14 protein-coding genes, 2 tRNA genes, 1 other RNA gene and 2 pseudogenes are annotated in these 19,150 nt (G+C 48.4%); 8 read left to right on the top strand and 11 right to left on the bottom strand.

What is annotated here, in order from left to right:
- The first annotated feature begins 485 nt into the window (after positions 1 to 485).
- The 5 genes and pseudogenes from LBQ00_00680 to LBQ00_00660 all read left to right on the top strand — a co-directional run bounded on the left by LBQ00_00680 (position 486) and on the right by LBQ00_00660 (position 3,954).
- A tRNA-Ile gene (locus LBQ00_00680) sits at positions 486 to 558 on the top strand.
- A gap of 109 nt (positions 559 to 667) precedes the next feature.
- Positions 668 to 1,378, top strand: a complete 711-nt coding sequence (locus tag LBQ00_00675) for a C4-type zinc ribbon domain-containing protein (GenBank protein ID MDR2017396.1) — start codon at positions 668 to 670, stop codon at positions 1,376 to 1,378.
- Positions 1,375 to 1,764: pseudogene (locus LBQ00_00670) on the top strand (ribonuclease HI family protein). Before LBQ00_00675 ends, LBQ00_00670 begins: the two are co-directional and overlap by 4 nt.
- A gap of 5 nt (positions 1,765 to 1,769) precedes the next feature.
- Positions 1,770 to 2,145: RNase P RNA component class A (rnpB, locus tag LBQ00_00665), an RNA gene on the top strand.
- 159 nt (positions 2,146 to 2,304) lie between these two features.
- Positions 2,305 to 3,954: a glycosyltransferase family 39 protein gene (locus LBQ00_00660; protein ID MDR2017395.1), complete on the top strand. Its 1,650-nt coding sequence runs from the start codon at positions 2,305 to 2,307 to the stop codon at positions 3,952 to 3,954.
- 147 nt (positions 3,955 to 4,101) lie between these two features.
- Here LBQ00_00660 and LBQ00_00655 read toward each other — a convergent pair.
- A tRNA-Arg gene (locus tag LBQ00_00655) sits at positions 4,102 to 4,176 on the bottom strand.
- Positions 4,177 to 4,431: 255 nt separating this feature from the next.
- On the opposite strand from LBQ00_00655, the gene LBQ00_00650 reads away from it, so the two are divergent.
- On the top strand, positions 4,432 to 4,524 hold the full coding sequence (locus LBQ00_00650) for an AURKAIP1/COX24 domain-containing protein (protein MDR2017394.1): 93 nt from the start codon (positions 4,432 to 4,434) through the stop codon (positions 4,522 to 4,524).
- Here LBQ00_00650 and LBQ00_00645 read toward each other — a convergent pair.
- On the bottom strand, positions 4,489 to 5,322 hold the full coding sequence (locus LBQ00_00645; GenBank protein MDR2017393.1) for a deoxyribonuclease IV: 834 nt from the start codon (positions 5,320 to 5,322) through the stop codon (positions 4,489 to 4,491). The two genes, LBQ00_00650 and LBQ00_00645, sit on opposite strands and share 36 nt — an antisense overlap.
- Before the next feature lie 120 nt (positions 5,323 to 5,442).
- Here LBQ00_00645 and LBQ00_00640 point away from each other — a divergent pair, with 120 nt between their 5' ends.
- Entirely contained in the window at positions 5,443 to 6,699 is a 1,257-nt protein-coding gene (locus LBQ00_00640) for a 6-phosphofructokinase (protein MDR2017392.1), read from the top strand.
- Positions 6,700 to 7,638: 939 nt separating this feature from the next.
- On the opposite strand, the gene alr is transcribed toward LBQ00_00640, so the two are convergent.
- From alr to LBQ00_00625, 3 genes are read right to left on the bottom strand one after another with little or no spacing between them, the layout of a single operon-like run.
- On the bottom strand, positions 7,639 to 8,757 hold the full coding sequence (gene alr, locus LBQ00_00635) for an alanine racemase (protein MDR2017391.1): 1,119 nt from the start codon (positions 8,755 to 8,757) through the stop codon (positions 7,639 to 7,641).
- Positions 8,754 to 10,061: a glutamate-1-semialdehyde 2,1-aminomutase gene (hemL, locus tag LBQ00_00630; protein ID MDR2017390.1), complete on the bottom strand. Its 1,308-nt coding sequence runs from the start codon at positions 10,059 to 10,061 to the stop codon at positions 8,754 to 8,756. Before hemL ends, alr begins: the two co-directional genes overlap by 4 nt.
- A 39-nt stretch (positions 10,062 to 10,100) precedes the next feature.
- Positions 10,101 to 10,613 carry a hypothetical protein gene (locus LBQ00_00625; GenBank protein ID MDR2017389.1) on the bottom strand — a complete coding sequence of 171 codons (513 nt, stop codon included), beginning with the start codon at positions 10,611 to 10,613 and terminating at the stop codon, positions 10,101 to 10,103.
- 112 nt (positions 10,614 to 10,725) lie between these two features.
- Between LBQ00_00625 and LBQ00_00620 the strand changes: the two genes are divergently transcribed.
- Positions 10,726 to 11,889, top strand: a complete 1,164-nt coding sequence (locus LBQ00_00620; protein ID MDR2017388.1) for an LL-diaminopimelate aminotransferase — start codon at positions 10,726 to 10,728, stop codon at positions 11,887 to 11,889.
- 980 nt (positions 11,890 to 12,869) lie between these two features.
- On the opposite strand, the gene LBQ00_00615 is transcribed toward LBQ00_00620, so the two are convergent.
- The 6 genes and pseudogenes from LBQ00_00615 to LBQ00_00590 form a co-directional block, all read right to left on the bottom strand.
- Positions 12,870 to 14,249, bottom strand: coding sequence for an aspartate aminotransferase family protein (locus LBQ00_00615; protein ID MDR2017387.1), 1,380 nt, complete (start codon positions 14,247 to 14,249; stop codon positions 12,870 to 12,872).
- Positions 14,250 to 14,990: 741 nt separating this feature from the next.
- On the bottom strand, positions 14,991 to 16,010 hold the full coding sequence (locus LBQ00_00610; GenBank protein MDR2017386.1) for a TRAP transporter substrate-binding protein: 1,020 nt from the start codon (positions 16,008 to 16,010) through the stop codon (positions 14,991 to 14,993).
- Positions 16,011 to 16,840: 830 nt separating this feature from the next.
- Entirely contained in the window at positions 16,841 to 17,722 is an 882-nt protein-coding gene (locus tag LBQ00_00605; GenBank protein ID MDR2017385.1) for an IclR family transcriptional regulator, read from the bottom strand.
- A 101-nt stretch (positions 17,723 to 17,823) separates the two neighbouring features.
- Entirely contained in the window at positions 17,824 to 17,973 is a 150-nt protein-coding gene (locus LBQ00_00600; GenBank protein ID MDR2017384.1) for a hypothetical protein, read from the bottom strand.
- A gap of 7 nt (positions 17,974 to 17,980) precedes the next feature.
- Complete coding sequence (locus LBQ00_00595; protein MDR2017383.1) at positions 17,981 to 18,328, bottom strand: hypothetical protein; 348 nt, start codon at positions 18,326 to 18,328, stop codon at positions 17,981 to 17,983.
- 154 nt (positions 18,329 to 18,482) lie between these two features.
- Positions 18,483 to 18,768, bottom strand: a pseudogene (locus LBQ00_00590) (IS5/IS1182 family transposase).
- Positions 18,769 to 19,150: the final 382 nt, after the last annotated feature.

Raw genomic sequence — 19,150 nt, 5'->3', positions numbered from 1 at the left:
GACGCAGCTGCAAACAGCGCGTTGTGCGTCTTCTTTGCCACCTTTCATCCGAGATGACGGGCAGCAGAACCATTTTGCGGAGATAAGAATAAAAAAATATGTATGCAAGGTATCTGGCCTTTATTGAGTCCATTTTTGAACTGGCAAAAACCAGTCTCTCTTTAGGAAGAACTCCGATGTGGCCCTCCTTGCACATACGGTAATAGCGACCCACCATGGCATACTCCTTATAAATGGTATATTAACAAACCCCAGTGGACGAGGCATCCCTCTTCAAGATTTACAAAGATGTCCTGTTTTTCAGTATCACTGCGGGGAAGGCCAGACGATGTTTTCGCCGGTGCTGACCGCAATTCCCGCACACCATGACGATACCACAGGGAGCATCAGTTTCTTCCACGCAACCGCAACTCCTTATTACTACTGAAAAAAATTGGATACGGTATTGACAAAATGTTCGGTATCGGGTAGACTAACACCCAAAAGGGCCCATAGCTCAGTTGGTAGAGCCACCGGCTCATAACCGGTAGGCCCCTGGTTCGAGGCCAGGTGGGCCCAAAAAATAGACTATGAATATGCGGTACTGCAATAAAAAAAGCTGACTTGTCAAGAGGGGGGTGAATCCATTGAGGTTCACCCCCCTTTTAAATTTTATGGAGGGATCAAATTGGAGCAGCAACTCAAAACCATTTATGAAGCTCAAAAAATATGCACTCAAATAATAAGTAATGAAAAGAAGATATTGTCGGTCCCGAAGAAAATCCATGAAATGGACGAAACCCTAAAGGAACTTGCGGACAGGGTTGCAAGAGGGAACAGCGTCGTTGAGGAACTCGAGAAGGATAGACGAAAGAAAGAGAAGGAGATTGATACCGAAAAAGATAAGGTAAAGAAATTTGAATCTAAGCTCTACGAGGTCAAAACAAACAAGGAATATCAAGCTCTCCTCAAAGAAATAGAGGAAGCCAAGGAAGGCAATGACAAGACTGAAGAGGAAGTCCTCGTCCTCATGGAAAGAATTGAGGAATTAAAAAAGGACGTGGAGGCAGCCAAGAAGGAGTTGAAGGAAAAGGAGGCGGAGACTGCTACGGAGAGAAAAAAACTCAATGACGAACTCCAATCCGTGGACGCCGTGGTAGCTGACCTCAAGAAGACGCGAGACACGCTTCTCGCTGCAATAGATGAAAACCTCAGGACAACCTTCCTCACTCTTATGGAGAGGAGGGACGGCCTTGCCGTTGTCAATGTAAAGAACGAAGTATGTCTGGGATGCTTCATGAACATACCGCCTCAGCTTTTCATTGAAGTCACGAAGAACAGGCAGATGATATTGTGTCCAAGTTGCAACAGAATATTCTACTTTATCGACGAAGAATGATCGAATGGCATGTATATATTGACGGCGCCTCATCGGGAAATCCAGGTGAATCAGGGGCTGGGATCGTGGCCTTTAACAGCGCCGGACAGGAGCTTTGTAGCGAAAGTATCTATCTTGGATATATGACGAACAATATGGCTGAGTACGAAGCTCTTATCCGTGCCCTTCAAAAAGCCCGGGATGCAATGGTCGAAACTCTCCATGTGTATACGGATTCTCTCCTCCTGGCAAATCAAGTTAGCGGGCTATACAAAGTTAGGAGCAGTAATTTGCAGGAATATGTGAACAGGGCCAAGATCATGACGCGCAGCTTCAGCCGCTTCTCGCTGACTCATATTCCAAGAGAAAAAAACCGGTTGGCCGACAAACTTGCAAAGAACGGCGCGAGAAAAGGGGTAAACGAGTGATCGCAGGCTCGAAAGAGCCTGAGGAAAGTCCGGGCATCAAAGGGCAGAATGGCCCCTAACGGGGGCTGGGGGAAACCCTAAGGAAAGTGCAACAGAAAAGATACCGCCCGCATGGGATATTTCCCGACGGGTAAGGGTGAAAAGGCGAGGTAAGAGCTCACCAGCGCTTAGGTGACTGAGCGGCTTTGCAAACCCCATTTGATGCAAGGCCAAACAGGGGGCTGCCGCTTTGAGCAGCGAGGATGGCCCGTCCTTCAACCCAGGTAGGCCGCAAGAGGTTCCGGGTAATCGGAGCTCAAGAGAAATGGTCACTGGCCGACACACCGGCTACAAAACCCGGCTTATAGTTTACCCCTTTTCTTACCCCATATGTGAAATATTCCGAAATCATTTCATCTCTATATCTGTGTTCCTGATAAATTCTGGAATTATGAGGACAATATATGTATATTACAAGCTTATGGCAGAGACCGGGGGAGTACATTACATCAATCGGCTACGGAGACATAGGGATAATTTATGACCATACAAGCGACAAACAGGTCCGATATTACGTATGTCATCGCCTTGCTTCTTCTTTCGTGCATCTTCTTTTTTCACGGTATAGGTACATATTCCCTGAAAGAACCCGATGAAGGGAGGTATGCCGAAATACCAAGGGAGATGGTCGAACTGCACGACTATGTGGTCCCCCACCTCAACTATGCACGATATTTCGAAAAACCCCCCCTCTTCTACTGGGCCACCGCTCTTTCTTATAAGATATTCGGAACCAATGAATGGTCTTTCAGACTCCCCAATGCCCTTTCCGCCCTCATTTGTGTGATGGCTCTCTATTTCGGGGCAAGGCGTTGGTTCGGAAGTGATGTGGCGTTTCTTTCGTCGGTGATACTCATGTCCTCGTTCGGGTTCTTCGCAATGGCACGGATTGTGACGCTCGATATGTTCTTTTCGCTATGGCTTTTTCTTTCCGTGCTCTGCTTCTACGGATACTACCGCGAGCAGAAGCCGCTTTTCGTCTATCTCTTCTTTGTGGCCATGGGTCTCTCAACCCTTACAAAGGGTCCCGTCAGTATCATTCTTGTCGGCACTACTATTTTTATCTTCCTGCTCTCCGAAAAAAATCTCTCTTTTTTGAAGGAGATGAAATGGATCAGAGGACTCGCCATCTACCTGATTGTCACGGTGCCTTGGATTGTCGCCATATCACTTAGAGAAAAAGAGTTTCTTTATTTCTTTGTTGTGGACCAAAACATTCTAAGATTCCTGACAACAAAACATAAGAGAACGGGCTCGCTCTTCTATTTCTTTCCAGTTCTTTTTGGTGGTATGCTGCCGTGGTCGCTTTTTATTCCCAGGAGTTTTGTTGAATTGTGGAACAAGCGTGAATTGCGGCTTTTTCTCATATGGACAATGGTTGTTTTTGGATTTTTCAGTATTTCGAAATCCAAACTTCCACCCTATATTCTCCCCGTGTTTCCCGCAATCTCCCTTGTATTGGGCCGCTTCTTTCATGAAAAATGGAAAACCAGGCGTCCCATGCCGGAGATTATTGCGTATATCCTTCTTTTCGCTACCCTCTCGTCATCCGCACTCCTGTACGGCAACACCGTATTTACCTCCTATGTGGGCAGGATATCAGGAGAAGCGACGGGGATCATGTCGGAATTGAGAGGTTTTTCGGTAGGCCTTTCTGCGGTGTCCGCCATAGCGGTTGTCTTTCTTCTTCTCAGGCGGTTCAACGCATTCTCTTTCCTTTTTCCTCTCCTCACCTTATTGTCCGGGGCCATTGTGATAATGCTCATGCTCAACTCAGGAACTGTGGATAAACTCAATACAACAAAGGGACTGAGTATAATCGTTAACTCCATGAAACCAGCACCGGCGCATATAGTCAACTACCTAGGTTTTGATGAAACGCTGCCTTTTTACACGGGACAAAAGGTGCTCGTTGCCGGGTACAAGGGTGAACTAGAAATGGGCGCAGCGTATGAGGACTCGAAGACCACCTTTATCACCGAGACCGATTTTCTCAGGCTTCTTTCTTCCGGCACCCCAATAGTCGCCATTCTCAAGGAAAAAAAATTGGGCAGACTGCGGGACATAGCGGGTGATACAATGAAGGTCATTGAGTGTAGGGCCAAGCGGTGCCTCGTGGCAAATTACTAATTTTCGGACCCAATCGCTCCCATGCCCAAGAACCGTCTTGTGTTCCTAAACAGATGGGCGCAATGACAGGCACAGTATCCCTTAACAGCATAAAATAAATAGGTTGGCATGATGGACAACTTGGCAGAATTATTGAACTATTTTAAGCGCGCCTGCCGAGACTCGAACTCAGAACCTACGGATTAGAAGTCCGTTGCTCTATCCAAATTGAGCTACAGGCGCGTGGGTTTATTATAGCTGTTTTTGCGGAGTCTTTCAACATAATCCTGAGTCTTGCATGACCATGGAAGAGACCATAACATACCGTTCCGGCCCTTTCATAACTGGAAGCGCTGAAGACCATATTTGAAAGTTGACCGACCTGACGGTTTAAGTCATTATATTGTTGCAAAAAAACGAAATGAAGGTTATGTTTTTATCGTTCTTGGCGCGAACATTGATATGAACATCTGTTGTTGAAAAAATATGAGGTGAGTAATGGGAAGTGTTTTAAAGTGGAGAAAGAAAAAGATCAGGAAGCATAAATATAGAAAATTACGCAGAAGAACCAGGCATCAGCGGAGAAAGTAACGATCTCATAACATTCATATTTATTTCGTCCATCCTGCCGGTCTTAGGAGTCTCCATGACCCCTGAAAGACCGGCAAATCTTTTGTCATTGAGAATGAACCCGAAGGCCTTGGTGCCGATCAGGCCCTTTCCGATATGCCAGTGTCTGTCAACCCGGCTGCCAAGATCGGTCTTTGAGTCATTCAGATGGAAGAGTCCTATCTTATCGCGGCCGAAGCGTCCGTCAATCATCTTAATTATACCCTCCCATGTCTCGCGCTTACGAATGTCGCATCCATACTGAAATATGTGCGCCGTGTCGATACACAGCAAGACCCTCTCTTTACGTTCCACCCTGTCATAGATCATTGCCAGTTCCTGAAATCCTGCCCCGATGGCATTTCTCTGACCCGCAGCCGTCTCCGTGATGATGTTCAGATCATATTGGTCGAGGGCCCTGTTAATAGCTGCGGCGGTCGTCTCGATTCCCTTCCTCTCGTCTTCTCGAGAACCACAATGAACCACCATGGAGTTTACACCAAGTTCAAGACATAATTTTATTTCATTGAGAAAACCCTTCATATTTTTTTCTTCTTCGTCAATTCTCGCAAGGTTCGGCAAATATGAGAGATGGGCAAAAACCGGCATGCCGGTGCGCAACTCCCTGAAAGCCGCCACTTCTTCATCTTTCCACTTCTTTTCCGTCCATGATCTAGGATTCTTTACAAAAATCTGGATCGCATCACAGGACAATCTCTGAGCCTCTCTGAACGTCCATTTGAAACCTTTTGAAATAGAAACATGGAATCCCAAATTCATAGTGAGCACAACTTATCCTTTCTTCCCGAGAAAAGCAACTATCTCCTGTATCAGAAAAATGAATCATGGTGCAAATAATGCTTGCAAAAATCCTAGGAAAGATGCAACACTGTCTAGTATATGGAAAAAGAAACTGTCGGTATCGTTGTAGGTGGCGGTCCCGCTCCCGGGATCAATGGGGTAATAAGTTCCGCAACCATTGAAGCGATCAATCACGGAAAAAATGTCCTGGGTATCGTAGGCGGATTTTCAGAGCTGTTCGCGGGCAACCGTGAGAGTGTCATGCCTCTAACCATTGACCTTGTGTCAAGACTCCATACCACAGGTGGATCAATTCTACGGACCTCCAGGGATGCTCCCGAAAATGCTCAGAAGAAATTCAAGATCCTCATGAACACTCTGAAGCAGCTAGGTATAAAATATCTTATTACCATCGGTGGAGAGGGAACCCTCTACATGGCGAACTGGATCGAAAGGGAGGGTCGCGGCGAGATAAATGTCGTTCACACGCCGAAGACTATTGACAACGACATCCCTATCCCCGGCGGTTTTTCCACATTCGGGTTCCAGACGGCCAGGCACACGGGCGTAAAGATTGTAAATAACCTCATGGAAGATGCTAGGACCATGGGAAGGTGGTACTTCATCACCACAATGGGAAGACACACAGGGCACCTGGCACTGGGAATGGCCAAGGCCTCAGGCGCCACCATATGCCTCATTCCCGAGGAATTTGAAGAAAAAACTGTCTCCATCCGCAAATTTGTGGATGTACTGACAGGCTCTATCATAAAACGGCTTTGCATGGGTCGTGATCACGGGGTGGCGGTCCTCGCTGAAGGCATAGCGGAGAAGTGCGAACTGGACAGTCTGCGTGACCTGCTTGATGTGGAACGTGACGCGGCCGGCAGGATCAGACTGTCGGAACTTCAAATCGAACGGGTGCTCAAAGACCTGGTGATCGACAATCTCAAGTCTATGGGCTTAAAAGCAAGCATAGTGGAGAAAAATATCGGATACGAATTAAGGGCGGCTCCACCGATACCCTTTGATATCGACTATACCAGAAACCTCGGCTACGGGGCTGTCCGCTATCTCCTCAAAGGAGGCACAGCGGCAATGATCGTTGTTTATGAAGGGCGTATCATCCCTGTACCGTTTGTCGAAATGGTCGACGCCAAAGGCAACATAAGAGTACGTAAAGTGGACATCAATTCCGAGATATACGAAGTGGCGAGAAACTACATGATAAGACTAGAAGAAGAGGACTTCACGGGGGAACAGCTAGCCCGTCTCGCCGCAGTTGCACATATGTCCCCCGATGCGTTCAAAGAAAGGTTTTCATATATCACTCTACGAAGAAGCGACTTTAATTGAGGGAGCCGTATCTCGGTCGGTTCTTTTCCTGACAATAGTTTCCCTGAAAAAATACAAACAGAGCAAAGATGGAACCTAATAGAAAAATAATTCCAGTTATCCCTGTCACAGTTTCCATATGTCGTGAGACTAGATATAATCATTGGATCTTCATCAATCATGTCAGGAGCAGTAATCACGAGGCTTAGACGGAGATAATCATCGTGGGCAACGACCGAAACAGGAGTGCTCTTCGGGTAATCAACCGCAGCGATGTTCTTAAAATCACGTCACCCTCTACAGAGGAACTCAGATAAACATCGTGGGGGCCGTACATGCGTCGGAAAGAAATAGCACTCTTCCTCCGCGCAGACATGGAATGCCTGACAATATCATGGATATAATCTCCCGCTCTATAAAAGCCGGGAGGTATGCGGCAGATGCGTTTCGTCCTGGTATCAAATCAAGAGTGTTTACTTTCAGGGTTAAATAGAGCGGAGATCCATGGTCCGGCCTCGTCGTACCAGAGCACCCTCCTGAGGCTAGGCCAATATGTATGCGCAGTTCTAGGGACCGGCACTATAAAGATATACCAATCATGGATGACATTGACCACATGAAAAAGATAAAACCCAAGGGGGCATGAGATAGTCATCATACCCAAAAAGTGAGTATGTCGCTCCACAGATGGAAATATGATGGCATTCTGACTTGCTTGATACGAAGCCGGTTCCTCCGAAGCTTGGTCCTTCAGGGATACTTTATATGTGCGCGACCCTGCGTCGTAGGGGCTCTTCTCTGCAGACCTGGTTTATTCTTATGCCAGCAACAACATAGACACCACCATTCCAACCGGTGATATTTTTTTCACTGAGAGCCGTGATGGCCCTCACCTTCTCGTGTTTTTCAGCTCCTTGTCTGCTGCGGCCGGCCGCGTCGGGAAAGGCGGAAAATGGTCTGTCAGGCATAGACCCGCATGATTCTTTTCGACATCTTACAGAAGATCTCGTAGGGGATGGTACCCGCCAAATCCGCCAGTTCATCGGCAGTTATCACCTGTGTGTCGCTGCGGCCTAAGAGTACCACCTCCTCCCCCACATCGACACCGCTGAGATGGGTGACATCCACCAAAAGCCAATCCATACATATTCTTCCCAGAATGCTGCATCGCTTGTCTCTTATCAGAACGGAGGCCTTGTTCGACAATGTCCTGGGATAGCCGTCCGCATATCCGACGGGGACATAGGCAACCCGCGTGTTCTTTTTCGTTATATAGGTCCCGCCATAGCTCAACGCCTGTCCTTCGCCGAAATCCCGCAGAAGGGATATCTTAGACACGAATTTCATAGCCGGGCCTAACTCCATCTTACCCTTTAACTCTTTAGCGGGATAAGAACCATAAAGGTTGATCCCGACCCGGACCATGCCGAAATATGCATCGGGATAAGTGGTCAGGGCGCCGCTGTTTGCCATATGAATGATCTTGGGGTCAAGGCCCGCACCCCTCGCCAGGCTAATCGCTTTCGTAAACAGCTTCACCTGCCCTAACCCGTAATCATTTCTCACTTCAGACACTGAGAAATGACTCATCAGACCTTCCACCTCCACCTTCTCTGCAGTCTTGACGCGTTCAATCACATACGGTATGTCGTCAACGGAAAAACCGAGTCTGCCCATCCCTGTATCTATCTTCACGTGGATCTTCATCGTTTTGTCATGGGGGGCGCTTTCATCTGCAATCCTGTCAAGTGCGGCAGAGTCGTATACCACCGGCGTAAGTCTGCCTTTGAAGACAAGACCGACATCATCCCAGGGGAATATGCCGCTCATTACTAGAATAGGCGACGTAATCCCGTTATCCCTGAGTTCCATCCCCTCGTCAATCGTGGCAACCCCCAGGTAATCAACACCGTTCACCTCGAGTCTGCGGGCCACCTCCACCGCCCCGTGGCCGTAAGCATCTGCCTTCACTACACAGAGAACCTTCACCGCTGACGGTAAATATGCTTTTATGGCTCTATAGTTCTTTTCAATGGCACTTAAATCCACATATGCCACCGCTCTTGGAATTCTTGTCATAAGATTTGCCGCTTCCTAAGTTTTATGAAGACTTTATCATAAGCGTCCACTGTTCTCGCGAACTCTTTCTCTCCATGCTCCAAGGTTAGAAAGGAGGCTTCGAACGGACTCGGGGCGAAAAAAATTCCTTCTTCACGCATGAGCTTGAAAAACAGCTCGTAAAGAGCCCTGTCAGATTTCACGGCCGTCTCATAATCCCACACCTCTTCCCGCGAAAAGAAACCTGTAAACATGCCTGCTAGACCGTTGATTCTGTAATGAATGCCCGATTTTACGGCAAGTTCAATTACCATCTCGCGGAGGGATTCTACCCTATCGCGGAGCAGACCGTAAGGGAGATATTTTTTAAGATACTTCAGTACAAAGACCCCGGCCCTCACAGCAATTGGATTACCGGAGAGTGTTCCGGCCTGATACACATCGCCAAGAGGGGCTAGTCTGTCCATAATCTCTCGTCTACCCCCAAAAGCGCCAATGGGAAAACCGCCTCCTATGATCTTGCCGAGGCAAGTCAGATCGGGCACTATATCATATAGATGCTGCACCCCACCGTATACTACCCTGAAGCCGGTGATAACTTCATCGCAGATAAGGAGGATCCGGTTCTCCCTGCAGATCTCTTCGACTCCCTTAAGGAATGCCTTTTGAGGCAAAATGACGCCCATATTCCCCATTACAGGTTCCAGGATAACGCATGCGACATCATCCTTATGCTCGCTGACGGCCTGTTTTACCGACTCGAGATGGTTGAAGTCGGCCACATACGTGTGTTTTGCAAGATCGGCAAGGATTCCCGCACTATCGGGAGTACCGAACGTGGCAAGCCCAGAACCTGCTTTCACCAAGAGACTGTCCGCGTGTCCGTGATAGCATCCTCTGAATTTTATCACGCCTCTCTTTCCCGTGTAGCCTCTTGCGAGCCGGATCGCACTCATCGTCGCCTCGGTCCCCGAACTTACAAGTCGTAACGTCTCCATACTCTGAAAGGCGCTGGTGATGATCCGGGCCATCTCTACCTCCATGGGATGACACGCACCAAAACTCGTCCCTTCTTCAAGGGCAGTCTTGATCTCCTCAACAAGACCATCGGCCGCATGGCCAAGGATTATGGCGCCCCATGACGCCACGTAATCAAGATATTCATTCCCGTCAACATCATAAAGGTAGGCCCCCTTCGCCCTTTTCACAAAGAAGGGGGTGTCGTGCACAGAGGAAAAAGCTCTGACCGGGCTGTTCACGCCCCCGGGCATGAGTGTCTGCGCCTTTCTGTAAAGTTTGTTCGATTCCTTCCTGCCCGCTTTCATTTCCTTGCTGCCTCTCGTAGCAATGACCACATCCGGTGTTCAGACACTATAGTCCAAACGTACATCTTCTTCCACCGATAAAGAAGTCTTTTTGAATTCCCGTTTACTCAGGAATATCTCGAATTCTTTTATTCCGGTCTTCTCCGATATTCGCCTCACCGTGTCCATGCAGTTATCCATATTCTTTCCGTGGATCATGGTATAGAGCGTATACTCCCAGAATCCTCCATTATCCCTCTCATAGCAATGACTGACTTCAGGGAATGAGGCCATGACCCAGCCTATCCTCTCGGTCTCATTTTCGTCCACCTTCCATACGACCATGGCATTATGGGTATACAAGACTTTCCGATGGTAGAGAATAGCCGCCACTCTTCTTATCACGCTTTCTTTCTTCAACTTCTCCAGCCGTTCAAGGAATTCTTCTTCACTCACCCCTGCATTCGCTGCCATCTCCTCGTAAGGCCGCTCGGTAATAGGAAAATCTTGGGGTATCATTTTTAAGAAACTGTTCACCGTGTCTATTTTTACACATACGAAAGGAGGTTTCAAATAAAATCACCTGTTCCAGAGAGGATACAGAGATGACATTGCAAAAAAGGCTTTACTTTACCTCAAAAAAACATTAATGAATATGGCAAAAAACTTGTTGAGGAGCGCATCAATGGCCAAACCAGCATCAAGAGTGGAGACGATCCCCCCCTATCTGTTCTCCCGGATTGACAAAAAAAAGACAGAGGCAAGAAACAGAGGAGTTGATCTGATAGATTTCGGAATTGGAGACCCCGATATCCCTACACCAGGGAACATCGTGGAGCGTATGAAGGAGGCAGTGGCTGACCAGAAGAACCACCGGTACCCGAGCTACGAGGGAATGTTAGAGTTCAGGACAGCCGTTTCGGACTGGTATCTCAGACGGTTCGGGGTAGAGCTTGATCCTGCCACTCAGGTCGTCACCCTTATAGGTTCCAAGGAAGGGATTGCACATATTCCGTGGGCCTATATAGAAAGCGGTGACATGGCACTCGTTCCTTCACCGGGATACCCTGTTTACAGAATAATGACGCTCCTGGCCGGGGGCATTCCCTATATCATGCCCTTGCTGGAGGAAAACCAGTATCTGCCAAGATTCGACCTCATACCGGAAGAAGTGCTGCGTAAGGCAAAGCTGATGTTCATTAACTATCCTAATAATCCCACGGGAGCTCATGCCGATAACGAGGTCTACGCCAAGGCTCTTTATGCGGCCGCGAAATACGATATCCTCGTGTGCCACGACGCCGCTTACAGCGAGATCGCCTACGACGAATACAACCCGCGGAGCATCCTTGAATTCGATAAAGAAAAAAAGTACTCAGTTGAATTCCACTCCCTTTCAAAAACGTACTGCATGACAGGCTGGCGTATCGGTTTTGCCGTGGGTAACACAGATGCCATACAAAACCTCGGTAAATTAAAGACAAACATTGATTCAGGTGTCTTTCAGGCTATACAGTATGCCGGAATTGAGGCCCTGACCGGCGATCAGAGTTCTGTGGCCGAGATGAAACAGACGCTCCAGAGAAGGAGAGACTTGGTCGTGGATGGACTTTTGTCGGCTGGCATCTCAACGGAAAGGCCCCGCGCCACTTTCTATATATGGGCAAAGGTCCCTAAGGGCTACAATTCGGCCGATTTTTGCGAAAAACTGATCGAAGAGGCCGGCATCGTTGTCACTCCGGGCAGCGGGTTCGGTGATGAAGGCGAAGGGTATTTCAGGGTTTCCATCACGATTGGTGAAGACAGGATCAGGGAAGCCATAAAGCGATTCAAGGCTTTAAAGCTTTAGAGAACGCATCCTCCTTGTTCATGTTGGGCTTTCTTTGGAGTCTTAGGACCAGACTTCAGGGTATACCGCCGGATGGCATGAGCGATCAAGGTTCTTTTCGATGGTCGCCAGTTTGGCATTTACCCCATTTTCTTGATTAGATCGCGGCTCACGCAGAACTCATAAGAGCCTAGGTCCGCCAAGAAGCCCTACTCTTTCTCTTCCTCCATGGTTCCGGTCTCCTGGCGGCATGACTTCAAATCCCCTGTGCTCTTTGTTTTCCCTTCTTCTGCCATTATTCCTCCGACAGCCCGGGTCGCGAAAGCACTCTGGCGACGCTCACTGTCTTAACCAGTCATCATAACCGCCTGCATACTCTTCCAAGAGACTTTCCCTTCGAAAGCAATCATGAAAGTAACCACGCTATTGAAAAATTCACGGCCCTGATAACCATTAGGGCCGTGCCGTTGTAATTGAGAACCGGTCCTCCAACAACTCCAGCGTCTCCGCGTCAAGGCGTTGGCAGGCGAGCCAAGTACCAACACATTAGAGGGAAAGCAAAAAGTTTCGCAAGAAGAAAGTGATTGCGTTCTCCTCCCGAGAGGGAGCTTACGGGAGACATAATCCTATCAGGAGAGAATGAAAATCCTGGAGGCAACCTGCCATGCGTCACAAGACGAAGTGGTCTTGCCTGAACTCTAGACCCAATGATACCGACGTTGTCACATCATAGAATCACAGCGGAAAGCTTTCGGCAATCTTTCTATCTCCCCATAAAAACTTACCGGTTTTGCTTCCATGAAAAGTCGTCCGCTTCGTCATGCCTCCTGGATTGCAAGGTACGATACATCCGGTTTCTCCTGTCGCATAGCCTGTCTCCGGTGCATCTCCATCGGCGCCGGGCCCCTGCCTTCATTGCGAATAGCGCCACTGTTTTCATGAATCAATTCCCATTCAATGATAAGGAATCGCACACCTACGTGATACCTTGGTTCCCCCCCTCATCGCGTTTTGATCACTTCATCCGTCACTTGATTGAGGATTTCCCATATACGATCAATCCAGTCAAGATGTTCCGGTTTCATGAGAACCGAGCGCAGACAGGTGACTGTCTCTCTGTCCATTTCAATATCGGCGCCCTGGAAATCGAAGAAATAGGCAGGCAGTTCGGCCAAAGCTATGTGCAGATTTCGGTCCGCGGCCAGCGAAAAAATCATACGAGCCATCTCGGATGACTCACTTACCTTGGATGTCCTGGGCGTCCATACAACTATGTCCAGCTCAGGCGCAAAGGGCGTCATAACCCGCGAATCCACTTGCAGCCTGTCGTAAAATGCCCGTGCAGCCGCACGGGATTTGGAAAGCCCGAGAGCGAATTCCCCATCTCTTACAAGGGGAAGCACGCGCTGTGTCGCCCATAGCGCGACAGCTGCCGCCCCAGGACGGGAGCATTCAAGACTTATTTCACCCAGGTGAAGCTCGTTCGAGCTGAAATAGGTGTAAGGAGAATCGTGTTGGTAAAATCTTCCCACGGAGGGATCACGGAAAAGCACGCATCCGCATCCATATGGCTGGAGACCGTGTTTGTGCGGATCGATCACCAAAGAATCCACCTCGTGAAGCCGGTCATAGCTGAGACGCGTATCAGGTCTCAGGTTGTCGACAAGACCGAAATATCCTCCGTATGCCGCATCGGCGTGAAGACGGAAGTTGTACCGCTCACGAAGGTTGAGCAGTTCAGGCAACGGATCGACGCACCCTAACGCCGTGGTACCGACGGTCGCGACAACTGTACCGACCCCTCCTCTTTGAAGACGGCTTTCGAGTACGGCTACATCCATTCTTCCGGAACGATCACAGGGAATAGCCTCAAAATCCAGCTTGAGCGCGCCGCTTATGCGCCCGTGGGTATAATGGGCTTGCGCCGAGGCAACGACGGTAGCGCGAGGACTGAGTTGTCCTGCCACCCACAGCGCTTCCAGATTCGCCATGGTGCCCCCGCTGCACAGGTGGCCTAGATGATTATCCCACCCGATCATCCGGGCAAGGTCCCTCACTGCTTCTTTCTCCATTGCCGAACTGGCGCGTCCTCCATCAAGGGCGTGATTATTTGGATTTATCCACATAGCCAGCATATAAGCCGCCCTTGCCGCCGGATGGGGCGGTTTCATCATCTGACCCGCGTAAAGAGGATGGAAGTAAGGATAATTATCGTGAATTCTGTCTGCCACCTCAAAGAGCACTCGCTCTAATGACGCATAGTTGATGGATCGGTCTTCACTTGGCGGCAGCCCCGCAAAACCTGCCTCGAGCCTGTCGAGCGCGGCAGCAAGGGTTCCGACAGTTCTCTTTTCAAGGGTGAACGGTTTGAAATCTTTCATTGCGCTTACACTCCTTAAGAAGTTCTGTCTCTTTCCCGCCCCCTCCGGTCCGGTAAATATATATAACCGATTTCGCTCCAAGGGGGCCGGACAATTCATAATTATACTACAGTACCGTATCTTGTGGCCATAGGTTCACAGCCTTTTCTTCTCCATCTCAGATACAGCATGAAGGCCGTGTGTCCAAATAGCTCACCCCATGGGCCTAAATTTCGAAATTCCCGCGGACCCGCCTTGCCTTCCAGCACGTCAAATCTTGACGTCGCCTAAGTTGCGCATTTCACGAAAATTCAGGCATATAATCGGTCCGGTGGATTGTTGCCGGAAGCTTTGTTCTGGTTTCCATGTGTCTAAGAACAGGCTAATATCATTACTCTTTAGAGACTGGAAACCGAACGCAGCTGTTCTTGATGGAATAGGCAAGGTCCATGTCCGGCCCGTATTGATTGTGGATTCGGACGGTATTATAGACAAAATCAAGTGAAGGTCCTTAGTATCGGAGAAATTACCATCATAATCCCTATACCGATATGACCAACGTCAGGCAGGCAAATTCCGTCACCGGTCTTCAGCCGCTGTCTTGGGTTCCGCAGATGATGCCGTGTCATAAAATATGGCGGTGAACTCCCACACATTACAGACGGGCCGTTCACCGCCATATTTCAATTATCAGATATGTTCCTTTCAGTCCTGATCCTGTGATATCTCCGACACAGTACCGTGGCTTTCGGATCTATCTCTTTACTTTTTCAAAAAGTCGAAGCAAAATTTCAAGGCTTCGTCGCCTGGCAGCCCTTTTGCTTTCGCATTTTTCGTATATTCGTCAAAAAGAGGCTTCACTTTTGCCGCCCAGCGCGCATTCTCCTCTTTCGAGAAAGCTATTTCCTTCAGCCCTTTAACCTTAGCGAACTCGCGGCCCTCTTTGTCGATCTCATCCCAAACCTTGCCATGCACGGTGATCCACTCCTTGCTTACCTCGTCAAACACTTTCTGAATATCAGGAGGCAGTGAATTCCATGCGGTCTTATTCATAACGACAAAAAACCCGGTGGTATACGCAGCGCCATAATTCAGGGTCGTAAAGCTCACCACCTCTCCCCACTTCCAGCCTTTCAATGCTTCGTACGGGGCCAGTGAACCGTCGACAACGCCAGTCCGGAGCGCATCATAGGTTTCAGGCATGGTGGCCCCTACCGGAGCGCCTCCAAGGGCTTCCACTATCTTTGCGGCAAGGCCGGTGGCGCGTATCTTCTTCCCTTTCAGATCCTCAAGCTTGCTTACCTCTTTCTTCGTATGGAGTATGCCGGGTCCATGAGCGTGGAAATAAAGAACCTTTACGTCGTCAAGTTCTTTTGGTTTGAACTTGGAGTAGAAGGTGTTTATCAAATTCGTTGCCTGGGTCCCGTTCCTGTACCCTAACGGAAGATCTGTCGCTTCCATAAGAGGGAATTTTCCCCTTGTGTATGCAAGAGCGCTGCAACCCACATCCGCTATCCCTTTTACGATATTATCATACGTCTGGGCAGCGGGTGTGAGAATTCCACCGGGGAAATAGGCAAACTTTACCTTACCGCCTGTCCTTTTCTCAATCTCTTTGCACCACTGCTCGGAAGCGACGCTGCTTTTGTGAGGCGCGGGGAAAAAGTTGGAGTAGTTGAGAGTTATTGCCTTCTGTGCCGACGAAATTGCCGGGAAAGCAGCAAGACAGAAGAACACAAACGAGATGCCTAGAACCACCGTAACCACTGACTTTTTGTTCATAACAACCCCCTAAATAAAGATTTTAATTGTGTTGCAAAAACACGCCAGCACATACCCGATCCGATGTGGTCGGCAGTCTCGAAGAAGAACTTCGCCTCATCGACACTCATGCGGGAATGTTCCTTCCTGAATCATTTAACCTTAAAAACTTCTGCCATGCTTATAAACTGTTTCCTCAGTCTTACCCTCTCAATCTTGCCTTGGGATGCCGACACATCCTCACCGAAAACACCTTTTATAGCCTTTTGCACTTCGTGGGCGCAGGCATTCTGTGTATTCAAACGGGCGCACAATAAGGGGATAGGCTTAGGCTACCCCGTTGTTCCGGAAGTAAAGTAAAACCATCATGGATCGGTGAAAAAAGTTCCACACTGAGCTCCGGCATAGACGTACCGGCCAATAGGGGATTCATGAAGGACTCACTCAGCGCAAAACAGCGCGTCTCTTCTGGCGCAGATGAGTCCCTCCGGCGGCCATTGAATGCGTCGCCAGATATCATCAAATCAGGCTCCGCTACGCCCGTATAGTATTTGACGTCATCATTCGTGAAACGAAAGTTGTAAGACACGATCCACGCACCTAGATGGACTAATCCAAAGCAGACTGCAAACCAAGTGATAGAGTTATTCATAAAATGCACGACCTTGTCGCCTTTTTATGCCTTTTCCGATAAGCACATTTACAGACCTCGTTGACTTTCTCGTCAAACTGCCGCCATATTATGATGGTTCTCGCTTTTTCGAGAGGAGTATCCAATCTAATAAAGATAGCGTCATCACAATACATTCTTTATAGACTAATACCGCTCCCATTTGAACCCCTTGTTCGAACTATCGGAGTCCAAAACCCTGCGTACGTTGCGATAAAGCTTCATCTTTCAAATCTTCTTTTGCAGGTCTCTTGAATATCTCTTCAATGTCTGCACCTAGTGTCGTCGAAAATTCCCTCGCACACTCGGCCACCCTAACCCCATACTCGTGGGCCAACGATTTCGAGAAGCTCCCCGTGACGAGCAGGGCCCCTGTCGGCTTGCCTGCGTGGTCGAATACCGGAGCGGCAACAGCATTGAGTCCGGCAAACATCTCGCCCAAGTCAAGAGCATAGCCGGCTTTCCTGCACTCCTCAAATTCGGTTTCAAGCCGGTTCCTGTCCAACTTTGAAGGGTCTCCGTGAAAAAGAAGCTTCTCCTGGCTGAGCACTTCCTCGCGCTCATCGCCAGGCACACATGCAATGATAGCTTTTCCCACCGCCCCGTGGGTGATACTCAGTTGGTAGCCCACCCGTATCGTGAGAAACGCATGTCTGTCTCCTTCCCGTTTCGCGATAATGATGAAGTTTCTTCCATTCACTATACCGAAGGTGGCAGTACTGCCTGTCTGTTGCGCAAGCCTCTCCAGGAAAGGCCCGGCCATATCCCGGTATTCCAAGTTATCAAGGACCCTCCGGGACAGGGAAATCAGCCCCGGTCCCAAGGTATATGTTTTACCTTCATCGTCTCGCTCTACAAACTTGAAATTCAGGAGGGTATTAAGAATAGCATATCCTTTGCTTTTATGTATACCAACATTCTTGCAAATATCTGTGAGATTCATCTTGAAGGAAGGTGTTTTCGCAAGACAGATTAGGATTCTTGATGCCTGGTCCACTGCGGGAACGAGAGAAGTATATTCGGTCTTCTTCATTTCTTCCGTTTCCGCACCCACTCCGCTCATTTTGGTTCTCCCCATCGTTCACTGCTTTCTGTTTGCAATTTCAATCGTTGGCGGCTCTTGACGATACCGCGTATGTTAATCCTCCGTGGCGGCCCCGTACACTACGGACACCTTTTCGCCCATTTAGCATAAATTTCCTGGTAGTTGTCGGCAATCGCTTTCAGTATCTCACCAGGTGTCTCGGGGTATAAGACGACGACCATCGCTCCAGTTTCCCGGGCACCTCTTGCAATCGCGCTTTTTCCCTGCATTATTTCTTCATCCTTCGTCATTATCAACGCCGGCTTTCATCTGCCTTTGCGCAGACCATGTTTTCCACAAAATTGTCAGGTTTGAACCAACATCTTTTTCCGTGCCATTACTGCCCGTGAACTGGTACGGCCAGCATACACTCGTCTCCCTCCGCTTAATAAGCCACATGACGCTGCCCAAAGGAGCAAAATATTGCCTAAAAGGATTATTCTGTCTTGCTCTTTCATGTTCACAACGTTTTGCATAGCAAACTTTGTTTTGTATATTAAAATAGCGTAGCGAAAGATTACATGGTTTGTCAATAAAAAATCTATGCCACAGTTTTGGTGCCGCATACACATCTACTCTGTACACAGGTCCCTCATGACTGCGGTTCTCTCTTTGACAATCCGCTATCCCTCAATTAGGCTGATCTTATTCGATTTATTATGCCATGTTACCGCGGACTGTAACGCTCATTCCTGTTAGGTCTGAAAAAGAATGATTCATTTTCTCATTTTACGTCACCTTATTGGCTAATCCCGCCAATAGTCAAGTAAAGGATACCAGCCCAAATAGAAATACATAAGGATTTGAACAGCGGCAGCGAAGGAGGCAGTATTTTTTGCGTATCAAGAGCAATACCACGCCAACGCTTGAGAAGTAAGAACGTATTTTCGACTAAGGGGCGCAGTTTGTAGAGATCCTCATCGTATCCCCGATGCTGCTTACGATTCTTCCTTTAATGATCTCTTGTCGGCAAGCAGCCATTCCGCAGTAAAACCGTCTATCAAGGCGCAGGCTTGCTTACAATCATGAGTCGAAAACTCTTGGGCTTAAAGCTCTCGTCGATTTATCATGCAAACTTTGACAGTTTCCGTATGACAATCCAACGATGCAGGGATGGAGTCATGCAGCAAATATACAGGCAATCACAATAGAGGCTTCTTCAACCTGGCTTGCGGATGACTTTAGGATCCATAGGCACATCAAATGGACAAAGTCTCTTTTTCTCCATCTCTCAATAGTTTTTAGGTTCACGCCATAATGTACTGCAAGCCTTATCAGGCTTTCTTGACTATTTTATTATTTCTCTACGCACTACCTGAGTTGTCCTGGCGTGAGCATGTAATACATGTCCCATAGTTTTTCCCTTCTTAAGTAAGGTATGGTGTATATGCCGTTGCTTATAAGGGG

Source organism: Syntrophobacterales bacterium (assembly GCA_031274925.1).
Taxonomy (GTDB): Bacteria; Desulfobacterota; Syntrophorhabdia; order Syntrophorhabdales; family Syntrophorhabdaceae; genus PNOM01.
This window is presented reverse-complemented; position numbering and strand designations above follow the sequence as displayed.